16 protein-coding genes are annotated in these 16,015 nt (G+C 66.9%); 7 read left to right on the top strand and 9 right to left on the bottom strand.

The features are described 5' to 3' along the window. Nucleotides 1-68 precede the first annotated feature (68 nt). The 7 genes from HQ314_RS06095 (at nt 69) to HQ314_RS06065 (ending at nt 8,877) form a co-directional block, all read left to right on the top strand. Nucleotides 69-2,150, top strand: coding sequence for a hydantoinase/oxoprolinase family protein (locus tag HQ314_RS06095; protein ID WP_222649585.1), 2,082 nt, complete (start codon nt 69-71; stop codon nt 2,148-2,150). Further along, nucleotides 2,147-3,964 carry a hydantoinase B/oxoprolinase family protein gene (locus tag HQ314_RS06090; RefSeq protein WP_222649584.1) on the top strand — a complete coding sequence of 606 codons (1,818 nt, stop codon included), beginning with the start codon at nt 2,147-2,149 and terminating at the stop codon, nt 3,962-3,964. The genes HQ314_RS06095 and HQ314_RS06090 overlap by 4 nt, the downstream gene beginning before the upstream one ends. Then, on the top strand, nt 3,910-5,223 hold the full coding sequence (locus tag HQ314_RS06085) for an amidase (protein ID WP_308119264.1): 1,314 nt from the start codon (nt 3,910-3,912) through the stop codon (nt 5,221-5,223). The genes HQ314_RS06090 and HQ314_RS06085 overlap by 55 nt, the downstream gene beginning before the upstream one ends. Nucleotides 5,224-5,396: 173 nt before the next feature. Further along, nucleotides 5,397-6,413 (top strand): ABC transporter substrate-binding protein, encoded by a 1,017-nt coding sequence (locus tag HQ314_RS06080; RefSeq protein WP_222649583.1) that lies wholly within the window; start codon nt 5,397-5,399, stop codon nt 6,411-6,413. A gap of 27 nt (nt 6,414-6,440) precedes the next feature. After that, nucleotides 6,441-7,250 (top strand): ABC transporter ATP-binding protein, encoded by an 810-nt coding sequence (locus HQ314_RS06075; RefSeq protein ID WP_222649582.1) that lies wholly within the window; start codon nt 6,441-6,443, stop codon nt 7,248-7,250. Beyond that, on the top strand, nt 7,247-8,059 hold the full coding sequence (locus HQ314_RS06070; protein WP_222649581.1) for an ABC transporter permease: 813 nt from the start codon (nt 7,247-7,249) through the stop codon (nt 8,057-8,059). The genes HQ314_RS06075 and HQ314_RS06070 overlap by 4 nt, the downstream gene beginning before the upstream one ends. An 11-nt stretch (nt 8,060-8,070) precedes the next feature. Continuing rightward, nucleotides 8,071-8,877, top strand: a complete 807-nt coding sequence (locus HQ314_RS06065; RefSeq protein WP_307108445.1) for an ABC transporter permease — start codon at nt 8,071-8,073, stop codon at nt 8,875-8,877. A 208-nt stretch (nt 8,878-9,085) separates the two neighbouring features. Here HQ314_RS06065 and HQ314_RS06060 read toward each other — a convergent pair whose 3' ends face one another. From HQ314_RS06060 to HQ314_RS06020, 9 genes are all read right to left on the bottom strand, one after another. Next, nucleotides 9,086-9,277: a hypothetical protein gene (locus tag HQ314_RS06060; RefSeq protein ID WP_222649579.1), complete on the bottom strand. Its 192-nt coding sequence runs from the start codon at nt 9,275-9,277 to the stop codon at nt 9,086-9,088. Between the two features lie 73 nt (nt 9,278-9,350). Next, nucleotides 9,351-9,815, bottom strand: coding sequence for a hypothetical protein (locus HQ314_RS06055; protein WP_056448204.1), 465 nt, complete (start codon nt 9,813-9,815; stop codon nt 9,351-9,353). A 195-nt stretch (nt 9,816-10,010) separates the two neighbouring features. Beyond that, nucleotides 10,011-10,436, bottom strand: a complete 426-nt coding sequence (locus HQ314_RS06050) for a DUF4262 domain-containing protein (protein ID WP_056695792.1) — start codon at nt 10,434-10,436, stop codon at nt 10,011-10,013. A 202-nt stretch (nt 10,437-10,638) separates the two neighbouring features. Then, nucleotides 10,639-11,400: an HpcH/HpaI aldolase/citrate lyase family protein gene (locus HQ314_RS06045; RefSeq protein WP_222649578.1), complete on the bottom strand. Its 762-nt coding sequence runs from the start codon at nt 11,398-11,400 to the stop codon at nt 10,639-10,641. Between the two features lie 9 nt (nt 11,401-11,409). Further along, the gene (locus tag HQ314_RS06040; RefSeq protein ID WP_261781483.1) at nt 11,410-12,372 is read right to left on the bottom strand and encodes an aldo/keto reductase; all 963 of its coding nucleotides are present in this window, start codon (nt 12,370-12,372) and stop codon (nt 11,410-11,412) included. After that, nucleotides 12,369-13,202, bottom strand: a complete 834-nt coding sequence (locus HQ314_RS06035) for an ATP-binding cassette domain-containing protein (RefSeq protein ID WP_222649577.1) — start codon at nt 13,200-13,202, stop codon at nt 12,369-12,371. Before HQ314_RS06035 ends, HQ314_RS06040 begins: the two co-directional genes overlap by 4 nt. After that, nucleotides 13,199-14,026: an ABC transporter ATP-binding protein gene (locus tag HQ314_RS06030; RefSeq protein ID WP_051613142.1), complete on the bottom strand. Its 828-nt coding sequence runs from the start codon at nt 14,024-14,026 to the stop codon at nt 13,199-13,201. Before HQ314_RS06030 ends, HQ314_RS06035 begins: the two co-directional genes overlap by 4 nt. A 1-nt stretch (nt 14,027) precedes the next feature. Continuing rightward, nucleotides 14,028-14,969, bottom strand: coding sequence for an ABC transporter permease (locus tag HQ314_RS06025; protein WP_042575606.1), 942 nt, complete (start codon nt 14,967-14,969; stop codon nt 14,028-14,030). Beyond that, a complete protein-coding gene (locus HQ314_RS06020) occupies nt 14,970-16,004 on the bottom strand; it encodes an ABC transporter permease (protein WP_235579565.1) in 1,035 nt (344 codons plus the stop codon). It abuts the gene before it with no gap. Nucleotides 16,005-16,015 lie beyond the last annotated feature (11 nt).

The following is a 16,015-nucleotide window of genomic DNA, read 5'->3' as shown; positions in this document are numbered from 1 at the left end:
CTGCAGCGACGCGTCCCGGTCGTCCCACTCCTGCTCCCCACGTGAGAGCCGACAGAATTGGATGGCACATGAAACGAATCGGAGTCGACGTCGGTGGAACCTTCACCGACCTCGTGTTGTGGGACGACGACGGCACCGTGGTGGTGCACAAGACGCCGTCGACCAACCACGATCCCTCGATCGGCACGATGGACGGCATCGCTGTCCTGGCCGAGCGGGCGGGAATCGACCCGGCCGAGATCGACATGTTCTTCCACGGCACGACGGTGGCCACCAACATCGTCCTCGAGCACAACGGGTGCGACGTCGGAATGATCACGACGGAGGGGTTCCGCGACCTCCTGCACATCGCGCGCAAGAAGCGACCCCTGAACTACTCCAACTACCAGGATCTGCCGTGGCAGAAGTGGCAACTGGTACCGCGGCGGAACCGGCGCGTCGTTCCGGAGCGTATCGACGCCTCCGGCGCCGTCCTGACACCCCTGGACGAAGATGCTGTGCGGGAACAGGTTCGGCTCCTGCGCGAGCGAGGTGTCGACGCCATCGCCGTCGCTTTTCTGCACTCCTACCGCAACCCGACCCACGAGCAGCGGGTCAAGGCGATCATCGCCGAGGAGTTCCCCGGCGTCTTCGTGTCGCTGTCCAGTGAGGTCGCTCCGCAGTACCGCGAGTACGAGCGCTTCTCCACCGCCTCGCTCAATGCGTTCATCGGGCCGAAGACGTCGCAGTACATCGAGAACCTCGCACAGAAGGCCAGCGCGGCAAAAGTCGGCGAGGACGTGCACCTCATGACCTCCGCCGGCGGACTGGTCACCTCCCGAAGCGCCAGTGAGATTCCCGTGTCACTGCTGACCAGCGGTGTGGTCGCCGGTCTCCTCGGCGGCTGCGCCATCGGCAAGGCGTCGGGCTTCCCCAGCGTCATCACCCTCGACGTCGGCGGCACCTCGGCGGACGTGGGAGTGGCGCCCGACGGCGCACTGCGGATGAAGCACCTCCTGGACACCCGCATCGGCGACTACCACGCGATGGTGCCGATGGCGGAGGTCGACACCATCGGCGCCGGCGGTGGCTCCATCGCGGTGGTCGACGACGGCGGCATGTTCCGCGTCGGACCGCGCAGCGCCGGTGCCGTTCCCGGACCTGCGTGCTACGGCCACGGCGGTACCGAGCCGACCTCGACCGACGCGATGGTCATGATGGGGTGGCTGCGCGAGAACAGTTTCCTGTCCGGCACCATGCGGGTTCAGCCGGAACTCGCCCGCACCGCCATCCAGACCCACATCGCCGACAAGCTGGACGCGCCTCTCGACGAGGCGGCGATGGGCATCTTCAAGATCCTCGCGCACTCCATGACGGAAGCCATCAGCCTGCACTCGGTGCGCAAGGGGTACGACCCCCGCGACTTCTCCCTCATCGCTGAAGGTGGAGCAGGGCCGCTGTTCGCGTGGCAGATCGCCGATCAGCTCGGTATCCCGCGCGTCATCGTGCCCGGCCACCCCGGCATCACGTCCGCGGTCGGTCTGCTCACCACCGACATCCGCTACGAGGAGCCCACCACGGTGTGGACCTCGTCGGCCGACCCGGACATCGAGCTGCTGCGTCAGCAGGTCGAGCGGCTGTCCGAGCAGGCAGTGGCCCAGTTGCGGGCGGACGGGGTTGCACCGGAGAACATCTCGCTCGAGCGCAGCGTCGACTGCCGATACGTGGGGCAAGGGTACGAGCTCCGCGTGCAGGCACCCGACGGCGAGATCGACGACGTCTGGGTCAAGACGACGGCCGAGGCCTTCCACGAGGCGCACGGGCGCACGTACTCCCAGCGCTTCGACGACAAACCCGTGCAGCTGATCAACGTCCGTGTCACGGGCGTCGGTGCGGTGCCTCACGTGCGCATCGCCGACATCGAGAAGGGCACCGCCGACGCTTCCGCCGCGATCAAGACCACGGCCCGCGCGCTCTTCTGGAAGGACGACACCGCGAAGCCCGAATGGGTCGAGACCCCGGTGTACGAGCGATCGCTCCTGCTGGCGGGCAACAGGTTCGACGGACCCGCGATCGTCGAGCAGTTCGACTCGACCACCATCGTCGGAATGAATCAGCATGCCACCGTCGACGCCGTCGGCCACATCATCATCGAGAGGAACCTCGCATGAGCAAGACGCTGATGCCCATCACCGGAGTCTCGTTGGCGGGTGACTCCATGCGCACGTGGAACGACGTGGAGGTCGATCCGATCACGCTCCGGGTGATCGGCGGTGCTCTGCAGTCGATGGCCAAGGAGATGGCTCAGGTGCTCTACCGGATGGCGTACTCGAGTCTCATCCGCGAGTCGGAGGACCTCGGCGCCGGCATCTTCGACATCAACGGTCGTGAGCTGTGCGAGTCGGATTCCACACCGATGCACTGCGGTTCGATCCCCGCCTACATCCGGGGTGTCAACCGTAGGCTCGCGGGAACGTACGAGCCGGGTGACGTGATCCTGCACAACCATCCGTACCACGGCGCCGCACACTCGCCGGACTACGGCGTCATCATTCCGATCTTCTGGCAGGGCGAACACATCGGCTTCGCGGGCTGCACCGGCCACGTCTCCGACGTGGGCGGCAACTTCCCCGGACTGTGCATGGACGTCGTCGACGTGTGGGCCGAGGGCAAGCTCATGGACTCGATGAAGATCTACCAGGCGGGCGTCCGCAACGACTACCTCATCCAGCACATTCTCGACAACGTCCGCACCCCCGAGCAGAACCGTGGCGACCTCGAGGCCCTCATCGCGTGCTCGCGGATCGGCGAGAAGCGCTTCACGGAGCTGCTCGAGAAGTACGGTCTCGACACCGTCATGAGTGCGGGCGAACGGTGGATGGACTACTCGGAGTCCATGCTGCGTGCCAAGATCCGCGAGATCCCCGACGGCAGCTACGAGGCACCGATCGGCTACCTCGACGACGACGGCAAAAACCGCGACGAGCCGCTGAAGGTGGCCGTACGCGTGCAGGTCGAGGGGGAGGACATCCTGATCGACCTCACCGGCTCGAACAGTCAGGTCCCCACCGCGTTCAACGTCCCCTTCGAGGGGTCGGTCCTCCCGGTCGCGGTCTCGGCCATCCGTACCATCCTCTTGGACGAGGACCTCACCGAGGACTTCGTTCCGCAGAACGACGGCTGCTTCCGACCCGTCAAGGCCTATGCACCCGAGGGCACCATCTTCAACCCGGACTTCCCGGCGTCGTGCTTCGCGCGGTTCTCTCAGGTGAACCGGGTGTTCGACTCGATCAATCTCGCTCTCGCACCGGTCCTTCCGGACCATGCGATCGCAGGATCGTCCGCGGCGCTGTGTGCCATCGCGTACTCCGGAATCGCGCCCGACGGCGAGTCGTACTGGGTGTACATCGAGATCAACGAGGGGTCGTACGGCGGCCGCAACGGCAAGGACGGAATGGACGCCGTCGACGCGCTGATGGCCAACACCCGCAACAACCCCATCGAGGAGCTCGAGCTCAACCATGCCATGCGGGCGCTGCGATACGAGCTGCGCGACGAGGCACCTGCTCCCGGCAAGTGGCGTGGCGGTATCGGCAGTGTGCGCAAGTGGTTGATGGAGACCGACACGTTCCTGGGCTCCGAGGCGGACAACCGCTCGGATCCGCCGGCGGGAGCTCTCGGTGGGCACCAGGGCGTCTCGGGTGCGTTCACTCGTAACGCCGGGACCGACCGCGAGGAGGTGCTCTACTCCAAGGTGACCCAGGAAACGATCCGTGCCGGTGAGACCCTGGAGATCAAGCTCCCGTCCGGTGGCGGCTTCGGCGATCCCTTCGAGCGGGACCCGTTCCAGGTGTTGAGCGACGTCTGGGACGAGTACCTCACCGAGGAGGACGCGCGACGCGATTACGGTGTGGTCGTGAACACCGCATCGTGGACCGTCGACGAGCACGCGACGGCGGAGCTGCGAGCGCGGAGCGCAGCCTGACCGAGAGTGGGGGACAGGCCGGTGAGACACCGGACCTGTCCCCGCTCGCTCTCGACCGTCGGTTGGGGAGCGTCATCCGGTGGATCGATGCACCCCCGGCCGGCGAGGGGCCTCTCGCGGGTAAGACCGTCGGGGTCAAGGACAACATCGACGTCGCCGGCATCGAGACCACCTGTGCCTCGGCCTACTTCACCGACCACCGGGCGGACCACGACGCTGACGTGGTGACACGCCTGCGTGCGGCCGGCGCTCGGGTGACCGCGAAACTGAACATGGCCGAGTTCGCCGTCGGCGTGACGTCGCAGAACTCGGCCGCGGGGCCGTCCCGCAACCCGTGGGACCTCGGCCGGGTTCCGGGTGGCTCCAGCGGAGGCTCCGGTATCGCCGTCGCGGCGGGAATCGTGGACGCTGCGCTGGGTACCGACACCGGCGGTTCGGTCCGACTGCCCGCCGCTGCGTGCGGTGTCACCGGCCTGCGTCCGAGTAGAGGGTCGATCAGCACGGCCGGTGTTCACCCCGTCAGCGAGGAGTTCGACACGGTGGGCCCGATGGCGCGCACGGTCGGGGAGGTGGCCGCCCTGTTCGACGCACTGTCCCCCCGCTCGACCGAGAACGTCACGGGCACAGTCCGTGTCGGAGTGCCGGACGTGTTCATCTCCGCCGACGTGGACGAGGGTGTGGCCCGTACCGTCCGAAACGCCGTGAGCTTGTTCGCCGAGCTGGACGTGACGATCGTTCCCGTGTCGCTGCCCTTCGCGGCCGACGCCCAGGACATCGTCTACACGATCGTCTACAGCGATCTCGCGCGTCACCATCGAGCGAGGCTCCGTACGCAACCGTCCCTGTTCCAGGCGGCAACTAGAGAACGAATCATGCTGGGACTCGGCATCACCGACGAGGATCGCGCCGCGGCGCACGAGGCGGGCGAACGGTTCCGAGCCCTGCTGCGTCCGGTCCTCGAGGACGTCGACCTGGTGCTGACCCCGACGATGCCCGTGGACGTGCCGCCCCTCGCCGGCGGTGACGACGTGGTCGCCCTGTCTCGACGGATGGGTCAGTTCACCTATCCGTGGTCGTTGCACGACGGACCGACTCTCGCGCTGCCGGTGGGGTTCCACCCACTGTCGGGGATGCCGGTCGGTGCTCAGCTCACCGCTGCGCGAGGTCGAGAGAGTGTGCTCTTCGAGGCCGGGGTGCGGTATCAGGGCGCGACCGATTGGCACGAGCGACGCCCTGGCCGTCATACATCAGATGATTGAGCGGTAATTGTCGGAATCGCGGGTGACAAATCACCACGAACGCTGTCAATCATCGTATGTATCCCGTAAAGTCTGTGTTGCGTGGATCACCAACCGCACTGCAGCCGAACGGATCAGGCGTCGGAGACGCCTCTCGTGGTCCGTCACCACATCGACCAGCCAGCGAGGAACAGATGTACAGACGCAGAGTCGCGCCGCTTTTGGCGGCACTCGGACTGACCGTCGGACTGACCGCCTGCAGTTCGGGACCGGGCCGCGACGCAGACCCCGCGAACCCCGTCACCATCGACGTGACGGTGTCGGCTGCCGCCGAGATCTACAGCATCCCGTGGCTCGTCGCACAGAAGCAGGGACTGTTCGAGAAGTACGGCGTCATCGTCGAGAACATCGTTCCGGGCAAGGGCGGCAGCGCGACCATGCGCACCCTCCTCGACGGCAACATCCCCATCGGTGAGGTCAGCTACCCCTCCATCGTGCAGGCCGACGCCGGTGGGTCCGAGCTGCGCATCGTGGGTGGCGGTACCCAGGGTCCGTATCCGATGAATTTCTATGCGCTGGCGTCGAACTCGGCGGTCGACTCGATCGACGACGTCCGAAGGTGGGCGTACACGCGACCGAACTCCGCGTCGGACGCACTCACCCGATTGTTGCCCTCCCTCGCCGGAGCGGATCCTGCGCGGATCGAGCGCGTGTCGTCGGGTGGAATCGGGGAGGGGTTGGCCCTGCTCGAAGGGGGTTCCGTCGACATCGCCCTGATTCCGTCCATCGTCGCCGAACAGCGGCCGGAGGACTTCAAGCTCATCGTCAGCAGCCCCGACTACATGAAGAGATTCCTGCAGTCGACCATCACCACGACCAAGGACTACGCCGCGAGCAACCCCGGCGTCGTCCGCGCGATCAACCACGGGTACACCGACGCGGTCGCCTCGATCAAGGCAGACCCCGTCGCAGCCGCCCGAATCTATGCGGAATACACAGGATTCGACGTCGAGTCGGCCACCGCCGTCGTCGAACGTGCCTCGTCCGTGGACACCTGGGGCGGCGGATTCGACACGGCATCCGTCGAGGCCGCCCAGTCGGGTGTGGACGCGTCGGGCAGCGACCGTGTGCCCGATTTCTGCACCCTGTTCGATCCCGAGTTCCTCGCCCCCGACGTCGATGCCGACGTTCCCGGCGACTGCCCCGCCTGACCTGCTCCTCGAGAAGAAGGTATCGACGTGACCCACGCTGCGACCAGACCCCGACCCGAGACGTCGTCGGCCATAGCCATCGCCTCCTCGGTCTCCCGACACTTCGGTGACGTGACCGCCCTGCACGAGATCGACCTGACCATCGGGCGCGGTGAGTTCGTGTCGATCGTCGGTCCGAGTGGATGCGGGAAGTCGACACTTCTCGAGATCTTCGCAGGCCTACAGGATCATGACAGCGGCACGGTGACAATCGACGACCAGCCGATGAGTGGACCGCGCACCAAGACGGCAGTGATCTTCCAGGAGTCCGCGACGTTGCCGTGGCGCACCATTCGCGACAACGTCGCCTTCGCACTCGAAGTGCGGGGAGTCGGCAAGAAGGAGCGCCGCGAGCGCGCGGACGAGTTGCTCGCGACCGTCGGGCTCGCGCGATTCGGCGACCACTACCCGACGCAGCTGTCGGGCGGTATGCGACAGCGCGTCGCCATCGCACGGTGCCTGTCGATGGAGCCCGATCTCATTCTCGCCGACGAGCCCTTCGGCGCTCTCGACGAGCAGACCCGGCTCGTGATGTCCTACGAGTTGTTGAAGATCGTCGAGAAGCTCACCTGCGGAGTCCTGTTCATCACGCACAGCATCCAGGAGGCCGTGCTGCTCTCCGACCGCGTGCTCGTGATGAGCGCCCGCCCGGGCCGATTCATCGACGAGGTACCGATCGATCTGCCGCGGCCCCGGTCCGAGGACGTGCTGGCCAGTCCCGATGCCGTCGCGTTGCACGAGCGCATCTGGTCGACGCTGCGGGACGAGGCCAAGAAGACGATGAGCATCGAGCCGTGAGCACCACCGAACGCAGCTCCGTCGTTCCCGGTTATCTGCGGCCGGCACCCGCCACGTCACTGGGGTTGCCGGCGTGGGGGTGGACGATGGTCATCCTGGTCGCTGCATTGGTGGCCGTCGACATCGCGGCACGATTCTTCGCGTCCCCCCTCGACATCGTTCCGGTGTCCGACATGTTCTTCACCGCCCTCCGACTGTTGACCGACACGGACTTCCTCGTCGACGCTCTCGGGCGGACGCTCGGCATCATCGTGGTCGCGTTCGTGCTCAGTTCCGTGTCCGGGGTGGCCGCGGCCTACGTCCTGTGGCGATTCGAGCTGTGGGACAGAGCGTTCCAGCCGTACCTGAACGTGTACTACGCGGTGCCCACCTTCGCGCTCTACCCGATCATGGTGGTGCTGTTCGGTGCCGGCGTCGCACCCATCGCCATCCTGTCGACCATCTTCGCGTTCGGTGTGGTGGCCCTCAACGCGCGCACTGGCTTCGACGCCGTGTCGCCCATCGTCACCAAACTGGGCACCACGCTGATGCTCAGCCGCTGGCAGTACTTTCGGTCGATTCTCTTACCGTACGCGTTGCCCAACATCGTGACAGGCCTCAAGCTGGGGCTCTCCTACGCGATCATCTCGGTGCTCGCCAGCGAGTTCATCCTGTCCACACAGGGTCTCGGGCATTTCATCTCCATCGCGTACGACAGCTTCGACATCGCCGACATGTACGCAGGCATCCTCGTGGTCGCGGCCATCGCCCTGATCGCGACGTTCGGCATCTCCGCCGCCCTCAACCGATTCGATTGGAGGCGTCGCTGATGAGTCGCTCCGTGGCCACTCTGCCCCCGACCATCGCCGCGCCGGCCGTAGCGCCCCGGCGTCGAGGTGTGCACACCGCACGTCGTGTGGTGCCGCCGCTCGTGGTGGCAGTGCTCGCCGTGGTGATCTGGTGGGTGTCGGCTGTCGTCGCCGACAGTCTGATTTTCCCGACGCCGCTCGAGGCCATGCGATCCTTGGTCGCCGATCTCGGGAATCCGGACTTCCGTGCCAACGTGCTCGATTCGCTCCGCATCCTGGTGCTCGCCTTCCTGGGCAGCACGATCGTCGGGTCGCTCCTGGGCCTCGCGCTCGGGCTCACCCCGTTCTGGGCCCGCACGGTGGTCCCGATCTTCTATGCGATCAACAGCATCCCGAAGATCGTGCTCTACCCGATCTTCCTGTCGTTCCTGGGTATCGGGGAGCTGAGCCGCGCGGGCTTCGCGTTCTACGCGGCCTTCATTCCCATGTTCCTGGTCGCCGTGGAGAGCACGGCGTCCGTGCAGCGGATCCACCTGAAGATGGCCGCGTCCCTGCAGGTGAGTTGGCCACGGCTGGTGCGGCAGATCGTCGTTCCGTCGGTGCTGCCCTCGCTCGCGACGGGTATGCGCATGACGTTCGGTCTGGCGTTCCTGGGTCTACTTCTCGCTGAGATGTTCTCGGCATCGAGCGGCATCGGGTACGAACTGTTGCGCAACGTCAGCCTGATCCGCATGGAGAACATCATGGGAACCGTGGTGCTGATCCTGGTGATGGCGCTGCCGCCCACCATGGCGCTGCAGTGGTTAGAGAACCGGGTGACGTCCAAGTACGGGGGCTGAGTGTAGGGCTGCGGGTCTATCTCTTGCGCGACTCGGCCTTCTTGTTGCGATTCCGCTCGATCGCCGCACGGACCAGTCCGGCTAATGCCTCCGCGTCGACGACGTCACCTTCGAAGAGTTCGTACGAGCGCCGCTGCTTCCCGCCGAGCTCACCGTTGTAGATGCCCTTCGGGTCGTCCAGCGCCGCCCCGTACTGGAAGCCGGGTTTCTATTTCGCTTCGAAGATGTCGCCGACGATGAGCGGCCCGTCGAGATCCCGGGCGGGGGAGCCCATGTACTTCCAGCCCTCGACGATGCCGTCGTCCACCGACAGAATTACCCGTCGTGCTTCCGCCAGGGCGTCACCGCGCCAGTCGGGGTGTCGGGCGATCAGGCCGTCGATCTCGGCACTCGGTTCCATGGCTGCTCCTCCGTCCACTGCGCGATCACAGCAGTACGGCGGCTCCGATCCGAAGTGACTCGCTGCGTTCAGGTCAGCTCAATGTCATGTACGGCGTCCACACCGTGAACGAGTGACCCATCGAGGAACAGTTCAGCGATCCCTTGAAGCCGATGTAGCAGGTGGCCCCGCCGTAGCTGAGCGAGCCACCGAGGGGAGTGCTCCCGGCACGCCCACGCGGGCCGCCGATCCCGAAGGTCGGGTGAGCCGGGAACCACGGCACGTCGATCGCCACGTCGTAGACCACGGGGGCGAAGGGGATCTGGGTGAGGTACTCGCCGCCCGGGAGATCGCAACCCACGACCCCCGCCGGGGTGATGGAACAGTTGGCGGCGCCGGTGGAGAAGTACGCGACATCGCCCTGCAGGAAGGCCGCCGGATCGACGGGCACCGGTGCGGGATAGTCGACCGCGGACGCGGTGCCGGCACCGACGATGGACATCGTCGCGGCGGTGATGCCGACGAACGCGGCTCCGGCGAGCTTCGTGAGCGAGCGCATGAGGATCCTCTCGGGTTGTCTGGTGTCCTCAGTGTGTCTGCATCTCCGGGCGACTCGTTACTCGGCCGAATGGTTTGTGACCATTTCGTTGTTCGTCCGCGCTGGGCGTGGTGTCCCTTTCCTCCGATGTCGGACGCGGGAACCCGCTCGACAGGGCGGACAGAGGAACACCACGCCCGGGTCAGGCCCGAACCGTCACACCCACCCCACGCCCATCAGTGGCTGGTGGTGGGCACAGATGGAGTACTCGGGCTCCCACGGGAAGTGGCCGTCGACGTCCGGCCACACCAGTTGCAGCGCAGTGAAGTCCGAGTACAGCGCACCGGTGACCACCATGTCCGCGGTATTGACGGCCTGAATGACCACGATGTCCGGTTCGTCGCCGGTCGCACTGCGGATCGTGATCCCGGACGACAGTGCGAGACCGGCGACCATCTGCGACGCCATGTCGTGGAGCAGGCTCCCCGACAGATGGAACGGCAGTCCGTAGACGATCAGTTCGGGCAACGACCTGCTGGTGAGGCCCGTCGTGTACGCGACGTCGGGTACCTCGTGATCCGACCCGGCCACGGCGGTCACCGCCCACCCGTGGCGCGCGATCTTCCTCTTGATGTCCGGCACTGAGACGCACCCTCTGCACATAGTTTCCCCCCGGAAGTCGATGCGGAGGAGGAAAGTAACGCGGCGGTACGACAGGCGGTGCAGCTCTGGTCGTGGTGTTCCACGTGCGTGTCCTGCGCGCGGGATCCCGCCCGCACGGCTCACGAGTGGAACACCAGGCCCACTCGCGCTCCTCTCGGCGCGGATCGCTCGACCGGAACCCCTACCCCCGCGCAGCCTTCAGGTGCCCCTCGGACACAGCCTTGAGGTGGGTGAGGTCCGACGCCACGGTCGCGAAGGTGTAGCCCTGCGCCAGGCGCTTCGCCGCGACCTCGCCGGAGGGGGTGTGGATGCCGGCCGCGATACCTGCCGCGGCGGCAGCTTCCTGCACTCGCACCACAGCCGCGTCGAACACGTCGTCCACGGAGCTGTCCGAGGGGGAGGCGCCACCGACGGCGATGCGCAGGTCCGACGGTCCGACGTACACGCCGTCGAGTCCGGGCACGGCGCAGATGGCCTCGACGTTTTCGAGGCCGTCGGGGGTCTCGATCATCGCGAGCACGACGACACCGTCGTTCGCCTCGGCGGGAAGCGGTCCGACGCGCAGCTGTGAGCGCATCGGACCGTACGAGCGCACGCCGGCAGGGGGATAGCGCACGTAGGAGACGGCGCGGGCGGCGTCCTCGGCGGTGTCGATGAGCGGCACGATGACGCCGCGCGCACCGGCGTCGAGTGCTTTGCCGATGTAGGTCTGGTCGTTGGCTTCGACCCGTACCAGTCCGGCCGGGCCCTGAGCCGCGTCGATGGCGGTGAGTCCGCGCAACATCCCGTCGTAACCGATGAGGCCATGCTGGAGGTCGAGGCAGATGTAGTCCCACCCGACGTGGGCGAGCCACTCGGTGGAGACGGGGGAGTCGATGACGGACCAGTAGCCCAGTGCCCGTTCACGGGAACGGATGCGACGGGCGAAATCGGCGGCAGACATGAAGGGTTCCTATCGGTTGTAGGCAGGCATCGGACCGCGCAGTGCCGCACCGACCTCGTCGCACGCGGCGACGACGTCGTCGGACAACGGACCGCGGCCCAGTGCGTCGATGTTGGCCTGCAGGTGGCTGGTCTTGGAGCCGCCCAACAGAATCGGTCCGGTGAGGGGCTTCGATCGCAACCAGCGCAGGGCGAGCTCGGTGAGCGGCATGCCGGCGTCCGACGCCACCGCGGACAAGCGCGTGATCGCGTCGAAGATCTGGGTGTTCCAGTACCGCTCGCGGTACATCGCGGCCAGCCGCGAATCGCCGAACCGTCCCTCGCCGGGAGCTTCGTCGAACGAGTGCTTGCCGGTGAGGAGGCCCCCGCCCAACGGGTTGTAGACCATCGTGGTGATGCCGCTGACGGCGGCGAACTCGGCGTACTCCTCCTCGACGCGGCGGGCCAGCAGGTTGTAGAGCTGCTGCGCGACGACGGGCCGCGGCGCACCCACCTCGTCGCACACGCGGTTCACCTCGGCGATCTGCCAGGCGGCGAAATTCGAGACGCCGAGCGCTCCCACCTTGCCCTCGGCCACGAGCTTCGCGACGGTCCCGAGGGTGTCCTCGAGCGACGACGCGCGGTCGGGCTGGTGCAGGTAGAAGAGGTCGACGTGGTCGGTGCCGAGCCGGCGCAGGCTGGCCTCGAGTCCGAGCCGCAGCCCCTCGGGCGACAGGGGCGAGTGGCCGTCGGCGTCGCCGAGGAACATGCCGCCCTTGGTGGCGAGGGTGATCTCGTCGCGTCGACCGGCGAGCAACTGCGCGAGGATGCGTTCGGACTCTCCGCCCGCGTACCCGTTGGCGGTGTCGATGTGGGTGATGCCGGCGTCGAGTGCCGTGTCGAGCAGAGCGCGCGACCCGTCGAGATCGACAGTGTCACCGAAGGTCATGGTGCCCAGCACCATCGGGCCGAAAGGCAGGGAGCCGAACATCATGCGGGTACTCCAGAGGTAGGTGCCGGTCGACCCGACAGAACGTAGCGCGGCTTGACGCCCTCCATCGTGGAGGGGTCGAGCGCCGCGGCGCGCAGTGCCGCCGTGTACGGGTGCTGCGGGTTGGTCAGAACGTCTGTGGTGGCGCCGCTCTCGACCACGCCGCCCTTGCGCATCACGACGACGTTGTCGCTGATCTCCCGCACCACGCCGAGGTTGTGCGAGATGAAGACGTACGTGATGCCGGTGTCGTGCTGGATGGTGCGCAGCAGGTCGAGCACCTGCGCCTGCACCGACACGTCGAGCGCACTGGTGGCCTCGTCGCACACGAGGATCTCGGGTTCGGACGCCAGGGCACGCGCGATGCCGATGCGTTGACGCTGACCTCCCGAGAACTCACCGGGACGGCGGTGCAGGGAGGACGCCGGCAGCTGGACCTGGTCGATCAGCTCGGCGGCACGTCGGGCCCGGTCCGCCTTGGAGCGAACACCTTTGAGGCGCAGCGGCTCACCGACGATGTCGACGGCCGTGAGATGCGGATCCAGCGAACCGTACGGGTCCTGGAAGACCATCTGCACGCGCGAGCGGAAGGGCTTGAGGGCCCGCTCCTTCATCCCGGCGATGTCGACCCCGTCGACGAGGATCCGTCCCGACGTCGGTGTCAGCAGCCGGACGATCGACTTGGCAATGGTCGACTTCCCGCAGCCGGACTCGCCGACGATCGCGAGGGTCTCGCCCTTGTCGACGCTGAAGCTGACACCGTCGACGGCGCGGAAGGTGCCGGTGGCGACGGGATACTCGACGACCAGGTCGTCGACGGTCAACAGGCTCATGCCGGGACTCCTTGATCGGCGGGTGCGCCCGACCAGGTGCCCAGCTGGGGGACCGCGTCGAGAAGCTTCTTGGTGTAGGCGTTCTGGGGATTGCGGACCATCGACTGGGCGTCGCCGCTCTCGACGAACCGGCCCGACTTCATGACGTGGATCCGGTCGGACATCAGCCGGGCCACACCCAGGTCGTGGGTGATGAGCAGCATGCCGATGCCGGTGCGCTCCTGCAGTTCGAGCATGAGGTCGAGGATGCTGGCCTGGACGGTGACGTCGAGTGCGCTGGTGGGCTCGTCGGCGACGATGAGGTCGGGATCCGCAGCCAGGGCGCATGCGATGAGGACACGCTGCAACATGCCGCCCGACAGCTGGTGTGGGTATCTGTTCAGCTGGTCCGCCGGGTTGACGATGTGGACCTGATCGAGCAGCTCGACGGCGCGGGTGGTCTGCGCGGACTTGCCGCGGACACCGCTGTGGTGGATGGCCTCTCGCAGCTGCGACCCCACCGTGTGGACGGGGGAGAGGGCCGTCATCGGGTCCTGGGGAATGAGGGCGATGTCGGCACCTCGGATCTTCCGCAGCGCCTTGTCGTCACCGAGGATGTCGGTGCCCTTCCAGCGTGCGCGGCCGGAGAGGACGGCCAGATCGTCGGGCAGCAGCCCGAGGATCCCCATCGCGGTGGTCGACTTGCCGGAGCCGGATTCGCCGATGATGCAGACGGTCTCACCCGGCGCGATGTCGAAGGAGACCCCGTCGACGGCGCGGACGATGCCGTTGTCGGTGACCAGCTCGATCTGCAGTTCGTCGACGGTGAGCAGTGACTCGGTCATGTCAGGCCTTCTTTCCCGAGATGGCGAAGCGCCCCAGCAGAGCCTTGAGGCCCGAGCCGGCGGGACGGTCGCGCAGACCGTCGCCGAGGAGGTTGACGCCGATGACGAGGAGCACGATGACGAGGCCCGGCAGGGTGACCAGCCACCACGACGTCGTGATGTAGTCCTGGCCGTCGGAGATGATGCGGCCCCACGTGGCGAACGGTCGCTGCGGTCCGGCGCCGAGGTAGCTCAGCGCGGACTCGAGGAGCACCGCCTGGGCGAGCAGGAGCAGCACCACCAGCGAGGTCTGCTTGATGACGTTCGGGATGATGTGGCGCGTGAGGATGGCGACCTTGCCGAGTCCGAGTACCCGCGACGCGGCGACGTAGGGCTTCTCTCGCTCCACGAGCACCAGAGAGCGTGTCAGACGGGCGATCTCGGGCCACTGGGCGATCGCGATGACGAACGTGATGACCGGGATGGACGGCCCGAAGAGGGCGACGACGAGGAGCAGCATCATGAGTAGCGGCAGGGACAGCTGCGCTTCGAGCAGTCGGCTGATGACGGTGTCGACCCAGCCGCCGAAGTAGCCGGCCATGGAGCCGAGGGTCAGGCCGATGAGGCCGGAGACCAGCACGGCGAGGATGCCGACGAGGAGTGACACCTGGCCGCCGTACAGAACGCGGGCGAGAAGGTCGCGTCCGAGCTGGTCGGTTCCGAACAGGTGGCCGTCGGTGAGCGGTGCGAGACGGCGGGCACCGAGATCGGTGGCGTCCGGATCCTGCAGCGGCAGAACACGAGCGAACGCGACGGGGAGGATCACGACGAGTGCGCAGACGCTGCCCACCCAGATTTTGAGTCGGCTGTCGCGGGCGCGCCGAGTGGAGCCTGCCTTGGCGATGTCCTTCGCGGTGACCGCCGACGGGCGCTCCGCCTGCGGGGGCTCGAGTGTTGTTGTCATCTAGGACGTTCCCTTCCCCAGGCGGACGCGGGGGTCCAGAAGCGGGTAGCAGAGGTCGACGAGGAGCTGGACGAGGACGGCGAGCACCGCGGTGACGAGCACGGTGGCCTGGATGAGGGGGTAGTCGCGGGTCTCGAGTGCGCGGACGACGAGCGATCCGACACCGGGCCAGGCGAACACGACCTCGACCACCACGACACCGTTGAGCATCGACGCGAAGCGTGTGCCGAGGGCAGTGAGAACGGGGATGGACGAGTTGCGCAGGGCGTAGCGCCAGATGAGTTTCCGCTCCGACACACCGCGTGCGCGCGCCACCGTCGCGTACTGGGACCCGAAGGCGCCGACCATCTCCCGACGCACCATGCGGGAGATCAGGGCGATCTGCAGGATGGCGACGGTGACCATGGGCAGGACGAGCGACGACCACGTGGCGAAGCCGGCGGCCGGGAAGATCGGGATCACCACGGCGAAGATGGTGATGAGCATCAGGCCCGTCCAGAAGTCGGGCATCGACTGTCCGGCGATCGTGACGACGTTGGCGCCCAGTTCGCGGCGGGTGTCCGCGCGGCGTGCCATCCAGACGCCGAGGGGGATGGCGAGCAGTGTCGTCAGTCCGATCGAGGCGACGGTGAGCGTCAGTGTGTAGGGGAGGCGATCGAGCACCACGTCGAAGGCGGGCGCCTGGAACGAGTACGACGTTCCCAGGTCGAGCTGCAGCAATCCCTGCAGGTACTTCAGGTACTGCGTGATGATCGACTGGTCCAGCCCCATGCTCTGACGGATCCGCTCGATGTCCTCGCTGGAAGCCAGCGGGCCCGCCATCGCGTAGGCGGGGTCGCCGGGTGCGAGACGGATCAGCACGAACACCGTGGTGAGCGTCAGGAAGATCGCGAGCGCGCTCTGACCGAGCCGCTTGACGATGTAGCGCGCCGTGCCCGCGGACTTCGACTTCGTCTTCGCGGGTTCGGCGGCCGGCGCGTCGGCGGGCGTGATCATGCCGGCGGTCACCGGGTCACCGTCCGTCGGACTGCGCATGTGTTCGTGGT

Origin of the sequence: Rhodococcus sp. BP-332 (assembly GCF_019836065.1) — a bacterium.
Taxonomy (GTDB): domain Bacteria; phylum Actinomycetota; class Actinomycetes; order Mycobacteriales; family Mycobacteriaceae; genus Rhodococcoides.
This window is presented reverse-complemented; position numbering and strand designations above follow the sequence as displayed.